At 59.9% G+C, this 22,673-nt stretch carries 23 protein-coding genes; 7 read left to right on the top strand and 16 right to left on the bottom strand.

Annotated elements, in window-relative coordinates:
• Window positions 1-9 precede the first annotated feature (9 nt).
• Together BUB69_RS20460 and BUB69_RS20455 are read right to left on the bottom strand one after the other, a co-directional pair.
• Window positions 10-693, bottom strand: coding sequence for an ATPase (locus BUB69_RS20460; protein WP_073169914.1), 684 nt, complete (start codon window positions 691-693; stop codon window positions 10-12).
• A 151-nt stretch (window positions 694-844) separates the two neighbouring features.
• A complete protein-coding gene (locus BUB69_RS20455) occupies window positions 845-1,747 on the bottom strand; it encodes a LysR family transcriptional regulator (protein ID WP_073169912.1) in 903 nt (300 codons plus the stop codon).
• Window positions 1,748-1,887: 140 nt separating this feature from the next.
• Between BUB69_RS20455 and BUB69_RS20450 the strand changes: the two genes are divergently transcribed.
• Entirely contained in the window at window positions 1,888-3,231 is a 1,344-nt protein-coding gene (locus tag BUB69_RS20450) for an MFS transporter (protein WP_084537148.1), read from the top strand.
• A gap of 19 nt (window positions 3,232-3,250) precedes the next feature.
• Window positions 3,251-4,525 (top strand): glucarate dehydratase family protein, encoded by a 1,275-nt coding sequence (locus BUB69_RS20445; RefSeq protein WP_073169908.1) that lies wholly within the window; start codon window positions 3,251-3,253, stop codon window positions 4,523-4,525.
• 284 nt (window positions 4,526-4,809) lie between these two features.
• Here BUB69_RS20445 and BUB69_RS20440 read toward each other — a convergent pair whose 3' ends face one another.
• The 4 genes from BUB69_RS20440 to BUB69_RS20425 form a co-directional block, all read right to left on the bottom strand.
• Window positions 4,810-5,004: a hypothetical protein gene (locus BUB69_RS20440; RefSeq protein ID WP_073169906.1), complete on the bottom strand. Its 195-nt coding sequence runs from the start codon at window positions 5,002-5,004 to the stop codon at window positions 4,810-4,812.
• Window positions 5,001-6,002, bottom strand: coding sequence for an NADP-dependent oxidoreductase (locus BUB69_RS20435; protein ID WP_073169904.1), 1,002 nt, complete (start codon window positions 6,000-6,002; stop codon window positions 5,001-5,003). Before BUB69_RS20435 ends, BUB69_RS20440 begins: the two co-directional genes overlap by 4 nt.
• A gap of 47 nt (window positions 6,003-6,049) precedes the next feature.
• The gene (locus tag BUB69_RS20430; protein WP_073169902.1) at window positions 6,050-6,433 is read right to left on the bottom strand and encodes a hypothetical protein; all 384 of its coding nucleotides are present in this window, start codon (window positions 6,431-6,433) and stop codon (window positions 6,050-6,052) included.
• A 63-nt stretch (window positions 6,434-6,496) separates the two neighbouring features.
• On the bottom strand, window positions 6,497-7,285 hold the full coding sequence (locus tag BUB69_RS20425; RefSeq protein WP_073169900.1) for an SDR family NAD(P)-dependent oxidoreductase: 789 nt from the start codon (window positions 7,283-7,285) through the stop codon (window positions 6,497-6,499).
• Window positions 7,286-7,451: 166 nt separating this feature from the next.
• Here BUB69_RS20425 and BUB69_RS20420 point away from each other — a divergent pair, with 166 nt between their 5' ends.
• Window positions 7,452-8,048, top strand: a complete 597-nt coding sequence (locus BUB69_RS20420; RefSeq protein WP_073169898.1) for a TetR/AcrR family transcriptional regulator — start codon at window positions 7,452-7,454, stop codon at window positions 8,046-8,048.
• Between the two features lie 23 nt (window positions 8,049-8,071).
• On the opposite strand, the gene BUB69_RS20415 is transcribed toward BUB69_RS20420, so the two are convergent.
• The 3 genes from BUB69_RS20415 to BUB69_RS20405 form a co-directional block, all read right to left on the bottom strand.
• Complete coding sequence (locus tag BUB69_RS20415; RefSeq protein ID WP_073169896.1) at window positions 8,072-9,046, bottom strand: 5-oxoprolinase subunit C family protein; 975 nt, start codon at window positions 9,044-9,046, stop codon at window positions 8,072-8,074.
• Window positions 9,043-9,915, bottom strand: a complete 873-nt coding sequence (locus BUB69_RS20410; protein WP_073169894.1) for a 5-oxoprolinase subunit B family protein — start codon at window positions 9,913-9,915, stop codon at window positions 9,043-9,045. The genes BUB69_RS20415 and BUB69_RS20410 overlap by 4 nt, the downstream gene beginning before the upstream one ends.
• A 118-nt stretch (window positions 9,916-10,033) precedes the next feature.
• Complete coding sequence (locus BUB69_RS20405) at window positions 10,034-10,792, bottom strand: 5-oxoprolinase subunit PxpA (protein WP_073169892.1); 759 nt, start codon at window positions 10,790-10,792, stop codon at window positions 10,034-10,036.
• A gap of 128 nt (window positions 10,793-10,920) precedes the next feature.
• Here BUB69_RS20405 and BUB69_RS20400 point away from each other — a divergent pair, with 128 nt between their 5' ends.
• Window positions 10,921-11,838, top strand: a complete 918-nt coding sequence (locus tag BUB69_RS20400; protein WP_073169890.1) for a LysR family transcriptional regulator — start codon at window positions 10,921-10,923, stop codon at window positions 11,836-11,838.
• Here BUB69_RS20400 and BUB69_RS20395 read toward each other — a convergent pair.
• Entirely contained in the window at window positions 11,835-12,761 is a 927-nt protein-coding gene (locus tag BUB69_RS20395) for a LysR family transcriptional regulator (protein WP_073169889.1), read from the bottom strand. The two genes, BUB69_RS20400 and BUB69_RS20395, sit on opposite strands and share 4 nt — an antisense overlap.
• Before the next feature lie 141 nt (window positions 12,762-12,902).
• Between BUB69_RS20395 and BUB69_RS20390 the strand changes: the two genes are divergently transcribed.
• Complete coding sequence (locus BUB69_RS20390) at window positions 12,903-13,304, top strand: RidA family protein (RefSeq protein WP_073169887.1); 402 nt, start codon at window positions 12,903-12,905, stop codon at window positions 13,302-13,304.
• Between the two features lie 5 nt (window positions 13,305-13,309).
• Here BUB69_RS20390 and BUB69_RS20385 read toward each other — a convergent pair whose 3' ends face one another.
• A complete protein-coding gene (locus BUB69_RS20385; protein ID WP_073170077.1) occupies window positions 13,310-13,687 on the bottom strand; it encodes a hypothetical protein in 378 nt (125 codons plus the stop codon).
• Window positions 13,688-13,897: 210 nt separating this feature from the next.
• Here BUB69_RS20385 and BUB69_RS20380 point away from each other — a divergent pair, with 210 nt between their 5' ends.
• The gene (locus BUB69_RS20380) at window positions 13,898-14,347 is read left to right on the top strand and encodes a hypothetical protein (protein WP_073169885.1); all 450 of its coding nucleotides are present in this window, start codon (window positions 13,898-13,900) and stop codon (window positions 14,345-14,347) included.
• Between the two features lie 86 nt (window positions 14,348-14,433).
• Here the strand turns inward: BUB69_RS20380 and BUB69_RS20375 are convergent, their stop codons facing one another.
• The 5 genes from BUB69_RS20375 to BUB69_RS20355 all read right to left on the bottom strand — a co-directional run bounded on the left by BUB69_RS20375 (window position 14,434) and on the right by BUB69_RS20355 (window position 21,973).
• Entirely contained in the window at window positions 14,434-16,191 is a 1,758-nt protein-coding gene (locus tag BUB69_RS20375; RefSeq protein WP_073169883.1) for an acyl-CoA dehydrogenase, read from the bottom strand.
• Between the two features lie 128 nt (window positions 16,192-16,319).
• A complete protein-coding gene (locus BUB69_RS20370; RefSeq protein ID WP_073169881.1) occupies window positions 16,320-17,561 on the bottom strand; it encodes a thiolase family protein in 1,242 nt (413 codons plus the stop codon).
• On the bottom strand, window positions 17,558-19,444 hold the full coding sequence (locus BUB69_RS20365) for a feruloyl-CoA synthase (protein WP_175561805.1): 1,887 nt from the start codon (window positions 19,442-19,444) through the stop codon (window positions 17,558-17,560). The genes BUB69_RS20370 and BUB69_RS20365 overlap by 4 nt, the downstream gene beginning before the upstream one ends.
• Window positions 19,445-19,594: 150 nt before the next feature.
• A complete protein-coding gene (locus tag BUB69_RS20360) occupies window positions 19,595-21,043 on the bottom strand; it encodes an aldehyde dehydrogenase (RefSeq protein WP_073169879.1) in 1,449 nt (482 codons plus the stop codon).
• A gap of 99 nt (window positions 21,044-21,142) precedes the next feature.
• Window positions 21,143-21,973, bottom strand: a complete 831-nt coding sequence (locus tag BUB69_RS20355) for a p-hydroxycinnamoyl CoA hydratase/lyase (protein ID WP_024695287.1) — start codon at window positions 21,971-21,973, stop codon at window positions 21,143-21,145.
• A gap of 209 nt (window positions 21,974-22,182) precedes the next feature.
• Here BUB69_RS20355 and BUB69_RS20350 point away from each other — a divergent pair, with 209 nt between their 5' ends.
• Entirely contained in the window at window positions 22,183-22,671 is a 489-nt protein-coding gene (locus tag BUB69_RS20350; protein WP_073169877.1) for a MarR family winged helix-turn-helix transcriptional regulator, read from the top strand.
• Window positions 22,672-22,673 lie beyond the last annotated feature (2 nt).

Genomic DNA, 22,673 nt, shown 5'->3' with positions numbered 1-22,673 from the left:
GTACGCGGTTCAGTTGGCGGCGACCTGATCCTGCTCTGCCTGCAGGACCAGGGCCTTGAGCGATGCGTCGAACTGCTTCAAGGCCGTCACCTGCAGCTCGCGTTGCTGATCGATCTGTGCCGCAATTTCGGGAGCCGCCTTGCCCTGCACCCAGACTGAAGGCATTTGCTTGCCGGTCGCGCCTTCTGCCTTGCCAATATATTGCAGGTTCGCATCGTAGAATCGCGCCAGGTAACGCGCCTCAACCTGACTGTTGCGCTTGCTCACCAGCTGGTTGTAGGTGTCCAGCATCACTACCACGTCAGGCCGGGCCTGCATCAGTGCATCCAGATTGTCGTAAACCGTCACCGAAGCGAAGGTTTTCTGCAACGACCCCGTTAACCAGTCGATGGCCAGTTTTGGGTCCGAGCTGTTGATGAACGCGTCACGGATGCGCGAGTCCAGCCCGTTGTTGCGAGCGCTGCGCTGGGCGACGGCGTGGTAGTTGTTCAGGTACTGGAGATTACTGACGGTGTTCTCGCTATAAAGCACACCCACCGATTGCGAGTGCTGGAGGCTGGTCGTGCTGTCCGTCACCGGTTGAAAGTGGCAAACCTGCGCATCGTTGACATGACTGGCAGCGGAAACGGATGAAGTGGCCAATGGCGCACTGATCAAAACAGCGACAAATGTCAGCAGGTTGAAAATGTTCATCGTTCGTTTCCTTTTGTGTGGAGCAAGTGGCTATGACGCCATCCTCCTCCTTTGCCAAAAAAACAGAACTTGCCTTTCTTGATGGTGACTATCGATTGAACGAATGATAGTAGACAGCCATGAGTCGCATGGCGTTTCGGCACAAATAACCTCAAATATTCATATCACCCCTCACTGCAGCACGAATGGCTTGCAGTAGCATCATGCACGCCGGATTGTCATTGTCGGTACGCCACACCAGGTGCAACTCGCTTTGCACGCCCTCGCCCAGATCGATCTCGCGAAATACCACATCCTTGAACACCACATTGGTCGCACAGCGTGGCACCAGCGCCAGGCCCATTCCCGCATTGACCAGCGCAAGAATAGTCAACGACGAGCCCAGCCATTGCACATACTCGGGTGCCACGCGGGCCGAGCGAAACATACCGGTCAGCAACTCGTTGAACGGCGGATAGGCCGAATGCGAGTACATCAGAAACGGCACGCCATCCAGATCCTTGACCGCCACCGACCCGGCCTGCGCCAACGGATGACTGCCAGGCACCGCCAGCACGAACGGCTCACGTACCAGGCATTCGGTTTCATAACCTGGCTGAAACAGCGGCGCACGCACGATACCCAGATCAATGCGCCGCGCCCTTAACGCCTCGTGCTGCTGGTAGGTGTTCATCTCAGTGAGGGATATCTTCACCTGCGGCTGGTTGAGCCTGGCTTCGGCGATCACCTTGGGCAGAAACTCGTACACCGCACTGCCGACGAAGCTGATCGTCACGGAGCCGATGTCACCCTCAGCAAAGCGCCGCGCGGAAATAGCCGCCTGCTGTGCACGTTCCAGCAAGGTCTGCGCTTCAATGAAAAATGCCCGACCCGCTGCGGTCAGCGCCACGCTGCGCGTGCTGCGGGTGAACAACTCGACACCCAGGTTGTGCTCAAGCAGTTGAATCTGCCGACTCAGTGGCGGTTGCGTCATATTCAGACGTTCAGCGGCCCGACGGAAATTCAATTCCGTGGCCACCGTGGTGAAACAGCGAAGCTGTGCCAGCTCGAACATTGATTCATTCCAGGTATCAATCAAATCACAATCTAGATTAGACGGGAATAATCCCAGCGTCCATGATCGGCTCATCCCCAAAAAAACAATGAATGGGAGTTGCCCTTTTGAATACCGTCCCTTACGCGTCGGACCCCACGGTGCTTGCCCGTGCGGCCAGCAAGGTGAAGCGCCACGTACTACCGCTGTTCGTGGTGATGTTCATCGTCAATTACATCGACCGGGTCAATATCGGCTTTGTGCGCAGCCATCTGGAAACTGATCTGGGCATTGGCGCTGCGGCCTACGGGCTCGGTGCGGGTCTGTTCTTCGTTGGCTATGCGTTGTTCGAAGTCCCGTCCAACATGCTGCTGCAACGTTACGGCGCTCGCGCCTGGCTGACGCGCATCATGTTCACCTGGGGCGCGGCCGCGATGGCCATGGCCTTCGTTCGGGGCGAAACCAGCTTCTATGTGCTGCGTTTTGTACTCGGTGCAGCCGAGGCAGGCTTCTTCCCCGGCATCATTTATTACTTCACACAGTGGCTGCCCGCCAGTGATCGCGGCAAAGCCATGGCGCTGTTTTTGAGCGGATCGGCCATCGCCTCTGTGATTTCCGGTCCGTTATCCGGCGCACTGCTGGGCATCAGCGGCCTGAGCCTGCATGGCTGGCAGTGGATGTTTCTGATTGAAGGCTTCGCCTCGATTGTGCTGTGCGGTTTCGTCTGGTTCTGGTTGCAGTCCCACCCTCAGGAAGCCAAGTGGCTCACCGAGGAAGAAAAAACTACGCTGGTCAACGCCATCGCCGAAGAGCAGCGCGCTCGTGAAGCGACGCAAACGATCAGGCCTTCGGTTTTCAAACTGTTGGCTGATCGGCAGATCATGCTGTTCTGCTTCATCTACTTCTCCGTGGCGCTGACCATCTACGGTGCCACCTTCTGGCTGCCGAGCATGATTCGCAAGATGGGCAGCCTGAGCGACTTCGAAGTCGGGCTGTTCAACTCGGTGCCGTGGCTCATCTCGATTGTCGCCATGTACGGCTTCGCAGCGCTGGCCGCGCGCTTCAAGCATCAACAGGCCTGGGTGGCCGTGACGCTGGTGATCGCAGCATTCGGCATGTTCATGTCCACCACCGGCGGGCCGGTTTTTGCCTTTGTTGCCATCTGCTTTGCCGCGATTGGTTTCAAGGCTGCATCGGCGCTGTTCTGGCCGATCCCACAAGGCTATCTGGATGCACGCATCGCCGCCGCCGTGATCGCCCTCATCAACTCCATCGGTAACCTGGGTGGCTTCGTGGCGCCCACCGCGTTCGGCTTTCTGGAGCAGACCACCGGTTCCATTCAAGGCGGTCTCTATGGGCTGGCGGCAACGTCACTGCTGGCAGCCATCGTGATCTTCTTCGCCCGCACCACGCCGCGAGGTAATGCGCGCCCCCCGTCCAAGGCTGAGCTGGCCACGTTGAACGCCACTGCCCCGCTCGGCCCTCATTCAAGCCTCAAACCCTGATCATCCGGGAGACAGCCCTTTGAAAATCATCCGTGTTACCGTCACCCCCATCGCCTTCCGCGATCCACCACTGCTCAACGCCAGCGGCATCCACGAACCCTTCGCGCTGCGCTCGATCATCGAGATCGAGAGCGACACCGGCTACATCGGCCTGGGGGAAAGCTATGGCGACGCCCCGGCATTGGCGATTCAGCAACACGTGCAGCATCAACTGATCGGTGTCGATCCGTTCAACCTCAGTCAGCTGCGCAGCATCGTTCAGGCAACCGTAGCAGCGCACAAACCGGCCAGCCTGGCTGGCGCGGAACTGGCGCCCGGCTCCCACGCCAGCAAAGCAGTGAGCAACGCCTACTCAGCCTTCGAAGTGGCGTTTCTCGACCTGCAGGCACGCTCGATCAACGTGCCGCTGGTGGACTTGCTGGGGGGCGCGGTTCGCGATCAGGTGCCGTTCAGTGCCTACCTGTTCTTCAAATACGCGCAGCACGCCGAATCGCCTTATGCACCGGACAGCTGGGGCGAGGCGTTGAGCGAAGAACAGATCGTGGCCCAGGCCCGGCGCATGATTGAGGCCTACGGGTTCAAAAGCATCAAACTCAAGGCTGGCGCACTGGACCCGGAGCATGAAGTGTCCTGTATCAAGGCCCTGAAAAAGGCCTTTCCCGGCTACCCGCTGCGCATCGACCCCAACGGCAACTGGTCGCTGGAAACCTCGATTCGCATGGCTGAACTGCTGGGTGACGACCTGCAGTACTACGAAGATCCGACGCCGGGTCTGGACGGCATGTCCGAACTGCACAAACGCACCGGTCTGCCGCTTGCGACCAACATGGTGGTCACCGACTTCGACGAATTCCGCCGCAGCGTTGCCTTGAACAGCGTGCAGATCGTGCTCGCCGACCACCATTACTGGGGCGGCCTGCGCGATACCCAGGCACTGGCAAAAATGTGCGACACCTTCGGGTTGGGCGTATCGATGCACTCCAACTCGCACTTGGGCATCAGCCTCATGGCCATGACCCACGTCGCCGCCTCCGTGCCCAACCTCGACTACGCGTGCGACACCCACTACCCGTGGCAGGAGCCAGACGAAGAAGTCATCAAAGGCGGCAAGCTGCCTATTGTCGACGGCTGCGTGAAACTCACCCGCGAGCCAGGTCTGGGGCTTGAACTGGACTACGACCAGCTCGGCAAACTCAACGACCAGTACCTGAGTTGCGGCATCCGTCAGCGTGATGACGTGAGGCAGATGCAGAAGTACAAACCGGAGTGGAAGGCGGTCAAGCCCAGGTATTGAAATCTCGAAGTAAAAAGAGGACCCGAGAAGACGGCTTGCCGCCTGCTGTCAAACGGAATGCAACCTGCCGAACAACTGCTATTTTTTCGGGAGATAAAGCCACCTCTTTGGTGGCTACGCTGTCTTGCAGCAAACACGGGATTGTGGGAGACGGCTTGCCGGCGATGGAAACCGTCACCCATAGCACCTTTACCAGGTGCATTGATGAGAAAGCACAAGCCAATGGCCGTATACGTGCTGTGAGACAGCGATGCTTTCATAGACAGGCGCATCTTCTGCAGCCCTCACTGCTCAAGCATCAAGGGCCGCCAGATGATCGCTTTTTCAGGTTCAGGCTTTGTGACAGGCTCGGGCAAGAAGGTCTTCGGCTTTTCGGGCGTGGCGCCATCCTGCGACAGGGTGGCATGAGCCGCCTGCTGCTGATGCTTATCCCGGGCTTTAAATAAATGCCCTGCTGTCTCATGACCTTCCCTATTCACCTGAGTTGCACCACTACCTTTCCCTTGGCCCGTCCTTGCGCCACATAAGCCAGCGCATCGGCGGTCTGTTCGAGGGGGAAGGTGCGATCCATAATCGGCTTGATGATCCCCGCTTCGATCAACGCAGTGACTTCACCCAGTTGCGAGCCGCTTGCACGCATGAAAACAAACCGATAGTCGATACCCTTTCTGCGAGCCTCCTTGCGGATGCCGTAACTCAGCAGGCGCATCACCTGTTTCAACACCCAGTTCGATTTCTGTTCTTCAGCGAATGCTGGCGTGGGCGGACCCGAGATGGAAATCAGCTGACCGCCCGGCTTGAGTACCTTAAGCGACTTCTTAAGCTCGTCCGAGCCCAGGCTGTTCAGCACCACGTCATACCCTTGAAGCAGCGTTTCAAATTGCTGAGTCTTGTAGTCAATGACTACATCGGCACCCAGCGCCTTGACCCACTTAAGGTTCTGGGTACTGGTCGTGGTCGCAACGAAGGCACCGAGGTGCTTGGCGAGCTGAATGGCAAAGGTGCCGACGCCGCCGGAACCTGAGTGGATCAGCACGCGCTGGCCCTTTTTCACCTTGGCGGTTTCTACCAAAACTTGCCAGGCAGTCAAGGCGACCAAGGGAACGCCCGCCGCCTGCACCATGTTGAGGTGCGTTGGCTTGAGCGCCAAAGAGTCCTCGCGCACGCAAATCAGCTCGGCAAAACTGCCGATGCGCTCCTGTTCGGGGCGCGCATACACCTCGTCACCGGGCTTGAAACTTGTGACATGTTGTCCTACCGCCATTACCACGCCCGCCACATCGTTGCCCAGCACCATTGGCAGCGCGTAAGGCAGGATCGTCTTGAACTCGCCGCTGCGGATCTTGACGTCCAGCAGATTGACGCCCGCCGCATGGACCTGAATCAAGACATCCGTCTCCCCGACTCGAGGCTTCGGCATCTCGCCAAGGCGACCGACTTCCTTTTTTCCATAACGATCGACGATGAATGCTTTCATGAATGTTCAATTCTCGGTAAATACGAAAGGAGCGGCCTGCGCTCGCTTCAGCGGGCCTGGCGCTGCTCGCGACGCTGTACCGACACGAAGGCCAGCGACAACAGGACCTCAACCAGCACTGCGGCGAGAATCCCCGAACTGGCATGGCCCGACGTCCACTCAAATACCCCAAGTGCGGCGAGGATCAGACAGGCCGTGACAAAACCGCTCACCAGCGCCGACCGGATAACCGATGGCGCGGCGTTTCTGGCCAGAAAAAACATAACGCCAAAGCCCATATACAGTGCTGCGGCGCGGCGGCTGACCAGCCCTGTCTCACTGGAAAAACCCACACCCCAGTTCGCCAGCATCTGCGCCGGGGCGAACATCCAGATAACCGCGAGCGCCCAGAACAGAACGGCGCTCAATGTCGCAAGGTGACGAAACTTCATTCGGTGTACTCATGCAGAAGTGGTTGGCGGCTGCAGTGTAGGGTGATTCCAGCCAGACGGCCTTCAGGGAGCCGCTTGATAACGCTGTGCGACCTCCGCTTGACGAATGTCCCCAAGAAGCCCCTGACGCGCCGTTTGCAGTGCATCCCAGCGTGCATCGTCGCGCAATGGAGGAATGGTCATGGACTCACGGCGGTCAAAGCCCAGCAGCGCCGCGTCGACCAGGTCGTGCACTTCCATGATCTCGGTCAACGTATTGATATCGATACCGGCGCGTTCCCAGATCTCGGTGCGGGTTGCTGCCGGCAACACAGCCTGTACGTAAACACCTTTGTCAGCCAGCTCCAGGCTCATGCCTTGCGACAGGAACACCACGAACGCCTTGGTCGCGCCGTAGAGCGACATGCCGAACTCCGGCGCAAGCCCCACCACCGAGGCAATGTTGACGATGGCACCCTCGCCCGCTTGCACCAGTCGTGGCGCGATGGCGCTGGCCAGTCGGGTCAAAGCCGTGGTGTTGAGGGTAATCAACTGACCAATACTGTCGGCGGTCTGGTCAAGAAAACCTCCCGTCTGCGCCGCACCGGCGTTGTTGATGAGGACACCGATGCGCACGTCGTCGCGCAGGCGGTTTTCAACGGTAGTCAGATCGTCGCCACGGGTCAGGTCGGCTTGCAGCACATCGACCGCGACACCGTGCTCCTCACGCAGACGTGCCGCGAGCGTTTCCAGACGCGCCTTGTCGCGCGCCACCAGCACCAGATCGTGGCCACGTTTTGCGAAGCGATCAGCGTAGACGGCGCCAATGCCGGAGGATGCGCCAGTGACAAGAACAGAAGGAAGCGTCGACATATGAGGGCTCTCTTGCAGAAAGGATCAGGGAGGTGGCCAGGCATGGAACACCAGGACCTGCAGCAATGATGATGATCAACATCATAATCGTCAACCAGTTTTAATGACGGTTAACATCAATGCTATAGTGCGTTCATATTGGATCGCATACGAATCGAGGCACTTCATGAGGGTTACCAAAGCGCAAGCGCAAGCAAACCGCGCGCACATTGTCGAGACGGCATCGGTGCAGTTTCGCAAGCACGGTTATGACGGCGTGGGGGTTGCAGACCTGATGGCCGCCGCCGGTTTCACCCATGGCGGTTTTTATAAGCACTTTGGGTCCAAGGCGGACCTGATGGCTGAAGCAGCGGCCTGCAGCATGTCAAAAATCGTGGAGCAGTCAGCCGGCGTGAGCCCCGCCCGCTTCATCGAGTACTACCTGAGCAGAGAGCATCGCGACGATGTTGCGACCGGTTGCACCATGGCCGCGCTTGGCGGTGACGCGTCGCGGCAGTCGGACGAGGTCAGAAACACCTTCGCCAATGGTATCGAGCAGTTGCTGCTCAGCCTGGCGCCTGACGCGTCGACACGCCCGGACACTGATCCGCAGGCTTCACGTGCAGCGCTGCTGGACATGCTGGCCCATGCGGTAGGCGCGGTGATGTTGTCACGCGCCGTACCCAATGATTCAAAGCTTGCGGACGAGATCCTCGATGCGTGCCGAACGACGATGCTCGCCCAGGCCAGCCGGTTGTCCGACAGCAGTGACGCCAACAGTTAGCGCACTGGATTCAGTGCGCAACGTCAGGAATCAAACAACCGGCCCAGGCACGCCAGTTTCTTCTTGTAGGACTTGCGCGCCTGCAAGGCATCTTCCAGGGTCACAGCAATGAAGCGGGCCTTCTGATTCGGTTGCATCTGACCGATCAGGTCGAGGTCGGCGCTGATCACCGTGCCGATCATCGCGTAACCGCCGCCGGAGACCGCATCGCGGTGCAACACGATGGGTTCCAGGCCTGCCGGCACCTGGATTGAGCCGATCGGATAGCAACTGTCGACGATATTGGAAGGATCGGAACCCGCGCCAAACGGTTGCTCACGTGGCTGAAACGTCAGCGCCTTGCCGCCCTTGAAACGATAGCCGATGCGATCTGCCTCCGAACCGACCGTCCAGGACTCGGAGAAAAAACTGGTCGCCGCATATTCAGTCAGGCGTTCGTAATACAACCCTGGCACCACACGCAGATAGACTTCGCCACCCAGCGACTGACGCAAGGCCATCGGCAGGCTGGCTCCCGCGCGGCCTTTGCCGCTGGGTACGCCAATCGGTAATTGATCATCGACTGCCAGACGCCGCCCTTCAAAACCGCCCAATGCGCCCAGCGTGTAAGTCGAGCGGCTGCCCAGCACCAGTGGCACGTCGATACCGCCCGCCACCGCCAAATAGGCACGAGCGCCATCCTTGGGGAAGTCGAAACGCAATACCTGCCCGGCCTTCACCTCAAAAGCCGTGTCGTGATGCATGTCCTTGCCGTCAACCCGAGGCGTCATGTGCGCGCCGCATACCGCCACCAACGCATCACATTGAAACTCCAGCTCAGGCCCGACGAGTGTGCACTCAAGGCCGGCAGCGCCTGGTGGGTTACCGACCAACTGGTTGGCCGCGCTAAGCGCATATTGATCGAGCGCACCGGACGGAGGAATGCCCAAGTGGTAATAGCCTTCACGGCCCAGATCCTGAACAGAGGTCGCCAGTCCCGGTTTAAGTACCTTGATCATGCCAGCACCTCCTGCAATGAAGCCGGATAACCGGCCGGGTCGGCCAGAAAACTGTCGAGCGAAAACTCGACCGAACGGATCCGCAAATCGAAGCGTCCTGCGTCCACTTCGGCGACGGCCAGGTCGTAGGCTTCGCGATCAATGGGCTTGAATTGCACGATATCGCCCGGCCTGAAGAACACCATGTGCTCTTTCAGGTAGGCCAATTGCTGCTGCGGGTCGTAGATCGGGGCGGGCGTGACGCCGAACATCTGATAACCGCCTGCACCGCGCACCGAGTAAATGCAGCCAAAGCAGCCGCCATGACCCAGGGTCAGTTTGGGCGTATCAGTGCGCGGACGCAGGTATTTGGGTACCTGCAACTGACGCTCACGCTCGACCATCTGGAACATGAACGGCAGGCCGGCAACGAACCCCACCATCGACACGAACCACGGCGCACCACTGTGCGCGGCGATGAACGCGTCGACGTCGGCCAGGTTATTGATCCGCGCCGCATACTCAAGGTCCGTGGCGCTCGGGTCCTGATGGCGGTCGCGGAAGCGCATCAGCGTTTCATGGGTCCAGGGGTCGTTGTACAGCACCGGAATCTCGATAATCCGGGTTTGCAGCGTACGTTCTGCGACAGCCCCGGCTTCTGCGCTTCTCACCGCATCAAGCAAGGCCTGGGGCGCGATGCGGTCCGGGTCGAAACGAATCTGGAACGAGGCATTGGCCAGGCAGACGTCCAGCACGCCGTCGAGCTGCAAACGCTCGACGGCCCGGGTGACCGCCATTCCCTTGAAAAAGGCTTCCAGCGACATGCTTTCACTGACTTCGGCAAACAGGTGTTCGTCGGCACCAAAACTGTAGCGGATCGCATCGTTCATGCCCGTCCTCCGCTGAATTGATAGTCGGCCATGTCTGTCCCTCTTGGATGGATTGGAGAACGGCAGGCAATAAATGGTAACGGGACCCGGCCTCTGGGTGCCTGGTGTCCTTGCGCGATCAACGAGGGGCCTTGACCTGAATACCGGCATTATCCAGCGCCCTGCGCGTGGCTTCGGCCAGATCCAGCGCGCCCGGTGTGTCGCTGTGCAGGCAAATGGAATCGAATTCGATGCGCAGGTCTTCGTCTTCGACCGTGCGCACGACCCCTTCCTGGCAGGCATGCAGCACACGTGCCGCGACTTTTGCCGGATCATAAGCCTGCACGTTTCGGGTAAACACGATAGAGCCGCTGAGATCGTAAGCCCGATCAGCGTAGAACTCACGAATGACCGGCTGCCCCAGTTCCTGCGCGATCCTGCAGATCACTGAACCGGGCATGCAGTACAGCAGCAGCTCAGGCTCCAGCCGCTGCAGGTTTTCGACCAGCAGCCGCGCCGCCTCTTCATCGCGAGCCAGGTGCATGTACAACGCACCGTGAGGCTTGAAATGTTGCAGCGTTACGCCTTGAGCACGAGCGATTTCTCTCAGGGCACCGAGCTGATAAAGCATGTCGTCCACCAGCTCCTGCGCCGGTGCCTGAATATGTCGACGGCCGAACCCCACCAGATCGTGGAAGCCTGGATGCGCGCCGACTGCAACCCCAAGGCGCTTGGCCTGCTCGACGGTGCGGCGCATGGTGCCGGGGTCGCCCGCGTGAAAACCGGTGGCTACGTTGGCTGAACTGATGAATCTCATGAGTTCGGTATCCACACCATCGCCGATGGTCCAGGCACCAAAGCTCTCACCCATGTCCGAATTGAAATCGACTGTCCGCATGTCGTGGCCTCCTGACATGAAATTGCGATATCGCCCGGACCACGTTAGATTCCTTGCTACCCCTTGGGTAGATCTATTAACAGATAGCCCTTTATTCGAAAAACAGATGGCTGCCTGAAGGAAAACCGATGTCCCTCACCCTTCGTCAGATCCGCTATTTTGTCGCCACTGCCGAGATCGGGCAGATCTCTCAGGCAGCGATTCACCTCAATATTTCCCAGTCAGCGGTGACGACGGCGATCAAAGAGCTGGAGCACATTCTGGGCAGCCTGTTGTTTCAACGATCGGCCCAGGGCATGACCCTTACCGATGCGGGTCGGCACTTTCTCAACCGCGCCTACGTGATCCTGCGCAGCGTCGACGATGCGCTGAACAGCCCACTGCCTGACGTGCGCGCCAGTGGTTTGCTGCGCCTGGCAGCCAGTTACACGGTGATCGGTTATTTTCTGCCGCACCATTTGCAGCGGCTGGAACATTGGCACCCGGACGTTTCGATTCAGGTCCATGAGCAGGAGCGCCAGGCCATCGAACAAGGCTTGCTGGAGGGCTGCTTCGACATGGCCGTGGTGCTCACTGCAAACATCACCCATTCGGATATCGTGTCCGAAACGCTGTTCAACTCCGAGCGACGCCTCTGGCTGCCCAGCCATCACCCGTTGTGCCAGCGCGATATGGTGAGCCTTTCCGATGTGGCCAAGGAGCCGTATATCCTGCTGACGGTCGATGAAGCCGAGCAGAGTGCAATGCGCTACTGGAAACTGGCGCGGCAGACACCCAGCGTGCGGGTGCGCACCAGTTCGGTCGAGGCTGTGCGCAGCATGGTCGCCAACGGCAGCGGCGTGGCGATCCTTTCAGATCTGGTGCACAGACCCTGGTCGCTGGAGGGCAAGCGCATTGAAACCATCACGGTGACCGACAAGGTCACGCCCATGAGCGTGGGCCTTGCCTGGCACCGCGAACGCGCTTTTACGCCAGCGATGCAGGCGTTTCGTCAGTACTTTCACGATGCCTTCCTGGCCCCGCAACAGCTGTCCGCACGCCGCTAGGCCTTGCCAAGGGGCTTGAGTGGCGCATGCTCAGCCATCAATTCTGCCACCCAGTCGATGAATGCCCGGACCTTCACACTGACATGCCGATTGGGCGGGAAAGCCACGTACATCGGCATTGAATCCATGCGCCAGTCTTCGAACAACGGCACGAGGTCGCCATTGGCCACGTGAGGCAGGGCCATATAGTCCGGCAGCCAGATGATCCCCATGCCTGCGAGCCCCGCTGCCAGGTAGGCATTGCCGTCGTCCACCGCCAGCACATAACGGCCATGGGCATGAATGCTCTCCTCGCCACGGTGCATGGCGTACGGCAACGCCTTGCCGGTGCGCGCCCACAGGTAGCCGACAATGCGGTGATGGGAATTCTCAAGGTCTTGCGGGTGAGCGGGCATCCCCAGACGCTGCACATATCCGGGCGATGCATAGACCGCCAGACGCAGATCGCCGACACGGCGCGCCATCAGCGACTGATCGGTGATCTCGCCGCCGCGCACCACGCAATCCATGTTTTCCCGAATCAGATCGACGATGCGGTCGCTGGCCCCCATGTCGATCTGGATGTCCGGGTAGCGCGCATGAAAGGCTGGCAATGCTGGCATCAGCAACAGGCTGGCGAAGGGGCTGGGCACATCGACCCTCAATCGGCCCCGGGGCAACGCGGCAGCACTGGACAGACTGGTCTCGGCATCGTCCATGTCAGCCAGCAGCCTGACCACACGCTCGTAGTACGCTGCCCCGTCGGCCGTCACGTTAACCTTGCGCGTGGTGCAGTTGAGCAGCTTGACACGTAGACGCGCCTCAAGTTGCTGCACCAGTTGCGTCACGCTGGTCTTGCTCATGTGCAGCGTACCTGCGGCCTTGGTAAAACTGCCGGTTTCCACGACTCGCGCAAATGCCTGCATCGCATCAAACCGATCCATTTTCGCCCCGTTTTTATGGATGATTGTTTGGGATTACCAAACAGTGATACCTACAGTTGCTCGTTTATCCAGCGAGTGCAAGCCCCTAAAGTCGATCCATCTTTAATGACAGGTCGTTGCGACCTTTGATGGAGCAAGCTCATGACCCAGCGTGACGTGGTATTTCCGGCAGGCCGCCAGGCCCTTTATGAACGCAATCGCTATTCGCCAGCGGTACGCGCCAATGGTCTTCTGTTTGTCTCCGGCCAGGTAGGCAGCCGCGAGGACGGCTCACCCGAACCGGACCTGGATAAACAGGTGCAACTCGCCTTCCGCAACCTGAATGCCGTTTTGGAGGCAGCCGGTTGCACGTTCAATGATGTACAGGACGTCATCCTGTTCATCGTCGACCCGCAGGCGAAGTTCGAGCGTATCTGGAACACTGTCGTACCGGAATTCTGGGGTCAGGCGCCCTATCCGACGGTGACGGCCGTCGGCGTCACCTGGCTTTACGGCTTTGAATTCGAAATCAAAGTGATTGCCCGGCTGCCTGAGCGCGAATAAAACACCTACCGGCGGCCAGCCTGGCGTTGGCCGCCTTTTCGATAACTGCGAATCGGGATGACACGATCGTGGTCGTCAGGGATGGTCGAGGCTTCGAACTGGCTGAAAAAATCGCCGGATATCACGTCGTCAAGAAACCGCTCTTGTTCTTGCACCCGGCGTTGCCTGGCCGGCTGTGCGCTGACATCCGGGTCGGCCAGCCAGACGGCTCGACGCTCGATCGCTACCGTGATGAACGCCCTTCTCTCCTCATCTGACATCCGCGTCAGTTGATCACACAAACCCTCCAGCATCCGGACAGCCAGATCCTGCTCGAGCTGATCCTCATCCGCGAACATCAAATGCCAGATGAAATCGAAAGAGAGTTCGGCGAGGGTACGCATGGAAGAAAGTCCGTGGTATTTGAGCCTGCGAGATTCGCGGTTCATCAGCATTTGGTCAAGCGATACAAAAGTCTACTCCTCGCCGTCGCACTGCGCTTCAACAGTGCTGGAAAGATCAATAACCGGAATCAGGTTCGCGTGTTTCCATGTCCAGTCGTGACAGAGATAATCACACTGGCATCCGCAGGATCACGCTATTAAGGAGCAACAATGTTTTTTGGAGAGAACCGCAAAGCATTTCTGGAGTTCCTGAGAAACCTCACACCGCAGGCCTTGTTCCTGACGCTTGCCTTCGTGTTCGGTTCCAGGCTAGACCTCAGCTTGAGTCCGAGCTCGTTTGATCCCACCTTCGAGGGCGTCAAAAGGACGATTCCGTTCTTGTTCAGCCTGCTGGTCTTCATCGGCGCGTGCCTGGCCAATATGAGTCTGTTCATCGAGTCGGCGGTGTCTTCACCTGCCGAACTGAAAGAACGCTTAAAAACAATAACCCAGGAAGAGCCCCACTTCTTCAAGCGTCAGAAGAAGCTGGCGCGCGCGACATGGCAGGATAATAAATCAGGCTATCTGGAAGTCGTTCTGGTGCTACTGATCTCTCAAATTGCGTTTATTGCTGTGGTCGTGGTTGCGGCTCAGGCTGCATTGAGCAGTTCGTTCCTTTGATCATCCATTACACGGCCCCTGTGAGAGGCAGGATATTCAACACGCAATAACGCTGCAGAAAGATCGCAAATCCGCATGGCAGGTGTTCAAAACAGGAAAGGCAACGGGGCCTGAGCTTTGCTGATGCTGGCGACTTTCAGGTTCAACTCCGGCAGCACATAGGCAAAGAAAAACCCTGCAGTCCGGTTTTTTGCGCCGCGCAACGGATGGCTGTGCGGCAAGGACTGCGCCACACGCGCCGCGCGCGTCCAAGCGAACGCCAGCAGCGTCAGGCCGCACACATCCAGGTAATCCCCGGCAACGCGATACGGGTACTCGGCATCCTGTAAAGCATGCTTGCTGATAGTCGCGGTGATCTGGCCAAGCCGTTCGCAGGCAACCCTCAATTCCTGTGCAAATACTGCACATTCTGGTATCGCGGCGGCCTCTACGGCTTCCTGCTCAATGAGCCGCAGTAAACGGGACAGGGTCTGGGCATCGTCGCCCAGCACCTTGCGCAGCAGCAGGTCGTTGGCCTGGATTTCGTTACTGCCCTCGTAAATCATCCCGATTCGGCTGTCGCGTAACGTCTGCTCGATACCGAACTCACTGACGTAGCCGTAACCCCCAAATACCTGCAGTGCCTTGCTGGACAACTGAAAGCCTTGCGAGGTGAAGAACGCCTTGATGATCGGCGTCAGCAGACCGGCAAGTTGCCCTGCGTCGGCACGCGCAACGGGGTCCATGTGGTGCTGCGCCTGGTCCAATAGATGTGCCGCCCAGTAACCGATGGCGCGCATGCCTTCGCAACCGGCCTTGAGCTCGAACAAAATGCGGCGCATGGCCGGATGGTAATGAATCGGGTCGGCGGGCCGGGCGGGCTCGCCTTCAGGTCGGGTCGGCGCGCGCATTTGATTGCGCTCGCACGCATAAACCATCGCGCTCTGGCAGGCGGCTTCGGCATGTCCCAGGCCTTGCAACCCGACATGCAGGCGCGCGGCGTTCATCATCACGAACATGGCGGCCAGACCGCGGTGCGCCTCGCCAATCAACCAGCCCTGAGCGTTGTCGAACACCAGCGAGCAGGTGGCACTGCCCTTGATGCCCATCTTGTGCTCGATACCCTCGCAGCGCACCGCATTACGGCGACCCTGATCCAGGCGTTTGGGCACCAGAAACAGCGAGAGTCCACGGCTACCGACGGGAGCATCCGGCAAACGGGCCAACACCAGATGAAGAATGTTTTCAGTGAGGTCCTGCTCGCCGCCCGAGATGAATATCTTGTTGCCGCTAAGTGCGTAGCTGCCATCGGGTTGCGGTTCGGCCTTGCAACGCAAAAGACCGACGTCACTGCCCGCCTGGGGCTCGGTCAGACACATGGTGGGCAGTGAGGCACCACTGATGATCTCAGGCAGATAGCGCTGCTGCAGCCACTCGGGTGCATGGTTTTTCAGGCACAGGTAGGCACCGTGGGCGATACCGGTGTACATCGCCCAGCCGTGGTTACAGGCATAGAGCATTTCCTGCACGGCGGCATCGAGCAGATTGGGCAGCCCTTGCCCGCCCAGAGATTCAGCACACGCCAGCGACGGCCAGCCGCCTTCGACAAAGGCCTGATAGGCGGCAGCAAAGCCTGCTGGCGTGGTCACCTCGCCGTTGGAGAAACGACAACCTTCACGATCACCCACGGCATTGAGCGGTGCCAGCACCTCATGACTGAAACGCCCCGCCTCTTCCAGCACCTGCCTGGCCAACGGCAGGTCCAGTGTGGCGAATGCGGGTGTCAAGGCCCATGAGGACGGGGCTTGCAGCCAGTGTTCCAGCACGAACTGCATGTCATCTAACGGCGGTTGGTAACGCCACATGGTGTATCTCCTCATAGCATGGGAAGTGGCGTGCAGGTGAGTCGTCCGTTGAAAAGATCGCCTGAACAACCGAATCGCCGCCGCCCGCGAATGCACAGCGCCAGTCCCTGGCCGCTCACGGTCGGCCGTTAGCCCTTGAAAGCAGGATTCTCGATCAGCAGCGCCATGCCCTGCCCCCCGCCGACACAGGCCGCGGCGATGCCATAACGCAGATTTTCCTTGCGCAACTGTCGCGCCAGCGTCATCACCAGACGCAAGCCGGTCGCCGCCAGCGGATGCCCAAGCCCGAGCGAACCGCCATTGACATTCAACCGATCAATATCGATATCCAGCGTCTGGGCGACTGCGAGCACCTGGGCGGCCTGCGCTTCGTTGATTTCTATACGTCCGATCTCGGCCAGCCTCAAACCACTGCGTTGCAACACCAGCTCAATGGCGGGCGCCGGACCGATCCCCATAAATTCAGGGGCAACACCGGTCACCGCGCTGGCCAGCAGGTGCGCAAGCACCGGCCCGTCAGCGTCCGAGGCCTTGCCTACCAGTGCAGCGGCTGCGCCATCGACCACCGCGCAGCTGTTTCCAGCGGTTTGCACGCCGTTGGCGTGAATGGAGCGCAAACGGGACAAGGCTGCCAGGTGGGTGGTGCGCGGATGACTGTCTTGCGAGACGGCATCCACGCCGCGCGGCAATTCAATACCTCTTGGCTGATACCCCTCAAGCGCAAACTCCTCAGGCGTCACAGTCGTGAGTTCCGGGGCCAGCCAGCCCGAGGCCTGAGCCTGCAACGCGCGTTGATGACTCAGCAGCGCATAGCCGTCCACGTGTTCGCGGCCGATCCCGTAACGCCGGGCGAGGTTATCCGCAGTGGCAATCATGTCCATGCCAGGCGCCGGGTCGTACAGCGCTTCCCAGAGAAAGTCCTTGAACTGTACGGCCGCCCCCAGGCGAAAGCCGTCACGATGGGTGTACGCCGCAATCGGATTTCGGGACATGGATTCCGTCGCAACGCACAGCGCCAGTTGCCCGCCCGATCCCACATGCAGAGCCGCCTGACGCAGCAGTTCGAAGCCTGTCGCACAAATGCGCTGCACGCCCAGCGCCGGAACGCTCTGCGCGACGCCGCAGTACAGGCCGATATGTCTGGGCAGCAAGTACGCATCGAAACTGGCCTGTGCCACGGAACCGGCCAGTACGGTGTCGACCCTGCCAGGCGCGACCGCAGCTCGAGACAGCACCTCTCGACCCACCTTGATGCCCAGGTCGATGGGTGACACCTGTGCCAGCGCTCCGCCCAGATCAATCCAGGGTGTACGCACCGACTCGATGATGGCCACGTCATTGAAGGCGAGATACTGTCCCGCGCTGTTCATTTCGGTGACCCGGCGCGCAGCATATCGGGGTCCTCGCCACGATACAGCGCCTCGACCTTCGCGGCGCGCCACTGCAACACCGCACGCTGATTGATCGAGCCCTTGTCCGTTATTTCGCCTCGGTCAATCGACGCAGGCTCGTCCAACAGGGTGATCCACTCAAGGCGGCTGGCGTTGCCGTTGGCATCTCGGTTCAAACGCGCGAGCCAGTCCGCAAACCACAGGCGAACAGGCGCGCTTGCCAATACCTCTGCGTCACTGGCATCGGCACTCAGACCGGCGAGCTGGCGGCAGTCATGCAGTCTCGGGAACACCAGAGCGCCCAGGCATTCGCGATCCGGTGCAGCGATGACCACGTCCTGCACGTAGGGTGAGCCGTCCAGCACAGCGCGGTTACGCATCGGCCCGACACTGACGAATACCCCGGACGACAATTTGAAGTCTTCGGCCAGGCGGCCATCGAACATCAGGCCCAGTTCAGGCGCTGACGGATCGGCAAGCTTGATCGCGTCGCCGGAACAGTAGAAACCGTCCTCATCGAAAACTTCGGCGGTCTGCTGTGGCGAACGCCAGTAGCCCGGCATGATGTGCGGTCCGCGAAAGCGACCTTCCAGCTTGCCGTCAACCGGCACCAGCCGCACTTCACAGCCCGGCGCAGGCAAACCGATGTATCCGGCCATAGACAAAGGCCCGGTGGTGAACGTACAGGACGGCGCGGCCTCGGTCATGCCCAGGCCTGCCATCATGCGAATACGCTCTGCACAATGCTGCTCGGCGACCCGATCCAGCCGGTCCCAGATGCTTTGAGAAAGACCGGCTGCGGCAAAGAAGAACAGCTTCATACGCGCAAAAAACCGCTCGCGCAGTTCCGCGTCCTGCTCCAGCGCGTTGACCAGCTCTTCCCAGCCCTTGGGCACGGTGAGGTAGGCGGTCGGCGAAATCTCCTTGAGGTTGCGCAGGGTCTCAGCGAAGCCCTGCGCAGTGGGCTTGCCGTTGTCCAGATAAAAGGTGCCGCCGTTGTACAGCACGATGCCGACGTTGTGACTGCCGCCAAAGGTGTGGTTCCACGGCAGCCAGTCCACCAGCACCGGCGGCTCTTCTCCGAATACCGGAAAGGTCTGCAGGAGCATTTGCTGATTGGCGCACAACATGCGCTGGGTCGTGACCACCGCCTTGGGCAGTTTGGTGGAGCCTGAGGTAAACAGAAACTTGGCGATGCTGTCAGGCCCCGTGGCCTCGAACGCGGCCTCGGCTTCGGCTCCGCCGGGCTGTTCCAGCAGGCTGTCGAAACGGATCTGGCGACGACCCTCGAGCTGGCCGCGCACCGTAATGATCGGTGTATCCGCAGCAATGACTGCATCGACTGCTCGTTGAAAGGGCGCGGCATCACTGATGAACACCAGCCCTGGCTGCAAGACCTCGCAGACGTGCCGCAATTTGGCGAAGTCCTGCGACAACACCGAATAAGCCGGCGAGACCGGGCAATACGGAATGCCGGCATACATCGCCCCGAGAGCGACCTGCAGATGTTCGATGTCGTTGCCCGAGAGCAGCGCCAACGGCCTGTCAGCCGAAAGCTGGTATTTCAGCAGGCCTTGAGCGATGGCCCGTACCGACTCCAGCATGTCGGCATAACTGACGGTTCGCCAGCCGCCCAGGCTGTCACGGGCCGCAATGAATGTCTGTTGCGGGCGAACCTCGGCCCAGTGCACCAGCCGGTCGAGCAGCCGCCTGGGCAACTCGGCCAGTGGCTCCAGTGCATGCATGTGCAGCACGCCCTTTTCCTCACGCACCTCAACGGCAGGATGGCCAATGCTCACCTGGCGGTAGCGCGGCGGGTTGACTGAGGTGTGCGGCGTTGAAGATCTAGGTTCGGAACTCACGAGCGTCTCTCCGTCAAGGCACGCGCACACCGAACGGCGCACGGCGGTTCGTGGTGAGCGTGGCAGCGACTGGCTGCGGCCTTGTTATTGTTATGCCTGGCTGATCAGCGGCGCCCTTTCTCAGGGACGCCTGTATCAACCTGAACGGGTTCAGATCGGGTAGTGCCGTGGCCCGTTCTGCAACGTCACCCAACGCAACTGGGTGAAATGCTCGATCGAGGCCTTGCCACCAAAGCTGCCATATCCGCTGGACTTGACCCCGCCGAAGGGCATTTGCGCCTCGTCGTGAACAGTGGGTCCGTTGATGTGGCAGATGCCTGATTCGACGCGCTGCGCCAGCGCCAGGGCGCGGCCGGTGTCACGACTGAAGATCGCCGCAGACAAGCCGAACTCCGAATCGTTGGCCAAACGCAGCAGTTCCTCGTCGCCCTCCCCGCGAATCAGCACCGCGACAGGTCCGAAGGACTCTTCGCGATACAGGCGCATGCTGTCGGTGACGCCGTCGAGCAAGGTGGGTTGCAGGATGCTGCCCTGCAACTGCCCGCCCGCCACCAGGGTCGCGCCGTGGCTGACTGCGTCGTCGATCAACGCCTTGATGCGCGTGCCAGCGCCGACATCGACCAGAGAACCGAGTACCGAATCGCTGTCGTCGGGATGGCCTGCGCGCAGGGTCTGGATCTTCGCCGTCAGCTTGGCAACAAAGGCGTCCGCCACTTTCCGGTCGACGATCAGACGTTCGGTGGACATGCAAATCTGGCCCTGATTGAAGAAGGCCCCGAACGCGGCGGCCTCGACGGCAGCGTCCAGGTCCGCGTCATCCAGCACCAGAAACGGTGCCTTGCCGCCCAGCTCCAGCAGCGCCGGCTTCAGATGGCGAGCCGAGAGCTCGCCGACGATGCGTCCGACGTGGGTGGAACCTGTGAAATTGACCCGGCGCACTGCCGGATTGGCGATCAATCGCTCGACAATGGCCGGGGCATCGGCAGGTGCGTTGCTGATCACATTGACCACACCATCGCCCAACCCTGCATCCTGCAGCACCTGACCGATCAGACGATGCACGGCCGGACTGAGCTCGGAGGCCTTGAGCACAACGGTATTGCCACAGGCCAGCGGCATGGCGATGGCGCGTGTGGCGAGAATCACCGGCGCGTTCCAGGGCGCAATGCCCAGCACCACGCCGCAGGGCTGACGCAGCGCCATGGCAAAGCTGCCGGGCACGTTGGATGGAATGATTTCGCCATTGATCTGGGTGGTCATCGATGCCGCTTCGCGCAGCATGTTCGCTGCCAGTTGCACATTGAATCCATACCAGTTGGCCATGGCGCCGGTCTCGCCGGCAGCCGCAATGAATTCGCCGCTGCGCGCCTGCAGTTGCTCGGCCGCCTGCATCAGGCGTGCGCGGCGTTCGCCAGGTGCCATCGCGGCCCAGGCGGGAAATGCTGCCTGAGCCGCTGCAACCGCGGCATCGGCGTCTTCAAGGGTGGCGGCAGCAACGCGGGACACGACTTCGCCAGTCACCGGGTTACGGCGTTCAAAGGTCCGGCCGTCACGCGCAGGGCACGACTGGCCGCCGATCAGCAGGGGCACGTCCAGCATGGTGATTCCTCTTTATTGTCTTTGTCGGAATGCAGTGCAGCGTATGTTTACAGTAGCGCTCTCACGCTTTGCGGCATAGCCAGCCATGCCGCAAACACGTCAGCGCTTGTAGGCTTGCAGGCCTGGCTTGATGCTCTTGTCGTCGAGGAACTGTTTCATGCCCTGCTCGCGGCCGCCTTCTTTGTCCAGCAGGCGCGACTGATCGAGCTTGGCGTACAGGTAATCCTCGTTTTGCTCCCAGGTCAGTTCGCGGCATCGCTTGAAGCCGTGTTTGGCGGCGCGTAGCACGACCGGGTTCTTTTCCAGCAGGTTGAGCGCCAGATCGATGGTCACCTGACGCAGTTGCGCCAACGGCACGCTTTCGTTGACCAGGCCCATTTCCGCTGCCTTGCGACCGTCGAAGGTCTTGCCGGTCATGATGTAGTAAAGCGACTGACGATGGCCCACGGTGTCGGCCATGGCCTTGCTGACGAGGTTGCCCGGCGGGATGCCCCAGTTGATTTCCGACAGGCCGAAGGTGGCTTCGTCGGCGCAGATAGCCAGGTCACACGCCACCAGCGGGCTGAAACCACCGCCAAAGCACCAACCGTTGACCATGGCGATGGTGGGCTTGGCGTACATACGCAGCAGCTTCCATTGCCATTGGGACGCTTCACGGCGGATCTTCTCCTGGAGGATTTCCGGCCCGGCATCCACTTCGCGGAAATACTCCTTGAGGTCCATGCCAGCTGTCCACGCTTCGCCAGCGCCGGTCAGCACCAGCACGCCAGCATCCGGGTCCTGTTCGAGGGTTTCCAGCACGTCGATCATTTCCCTGTTCAGGGTCGGGCTCATGGCATTGCGTTTTTCAGGGCGATTGAGAATGACCCAGGCGATACCCTGCTCGATTTCGACCTTGACGGTTGACCAGCGGCCTTCGTAAGTGCTCATGGCGATGCTCTCTTGTTATTGACTGGAAGATGACTCAAACCTAAACCGCAAATATAGTTATGTCAATTAACCATTATTCATATTAATTAAATTTTTGGCACGTCACTCGGATATGCTGGTCACAGTCGTGAATGCCCCATAGCCTTCATTCACGAACACCGGCACACTGCCGGGCTATAGCTCAATCACCCAAAAGGACTGGATTTTCAATGGCCAAGCCATCCGACATCGCTGACGTCTGCCCTGCCCCCGCACAGGCCGCCGAGGCGTCGTTGCCCATGGACTCCGCACTGGACGATCTGATCGGTTACGCCATGCGCCGGGCACAGCTCAAACTGTTCCAGAACCTGATCGCTCGTCTCTCCGCTCATGATCTGCGCCCAGCGCAATTTTCGGCACTGGCGATCATCGATCAGAACCCAGGCCTGATGCAGGCCGATCTGGCCAAAGCGCTGGCGATCGAACCGCCACAGGTCGTTCCACTGCTCAACAAGCTGGAAAGCCGAGCGCTCGCTGTTCGTCTGCGGTGTAAACCAGACAAACGGTCGTACGGGATTTTTCTCAGCAAGACTGGCGAAACCCTGCTCAAGGAGCTGAAACAGATCGCCGCCGAAAGCGACCTGGACTCTACCTCGGCACTCGACAGTCAAGAGCGCGAGGAGCTGCTGCGCTTGCTCAAGAAGGTCTATCAGGCCTGACC

Origin of the sequence: Pseudomonas asturiensis (assembly GCF_900143095.1) — a bacterium.
Taxonomy (GTDB): domain Bacteria; phylum Pseudomonadota; class Gammaproteobacteria; order Pseudomonadales; family Pseudomonadaceae; genus Aquipseudomonas; species Aquipseudomonas asturiensis.
The sequence above is the reverse complement of the archived record's forward strand: the minus strand, read 5'-3'. Positions and strand labels throughout refer to the sequence as shown.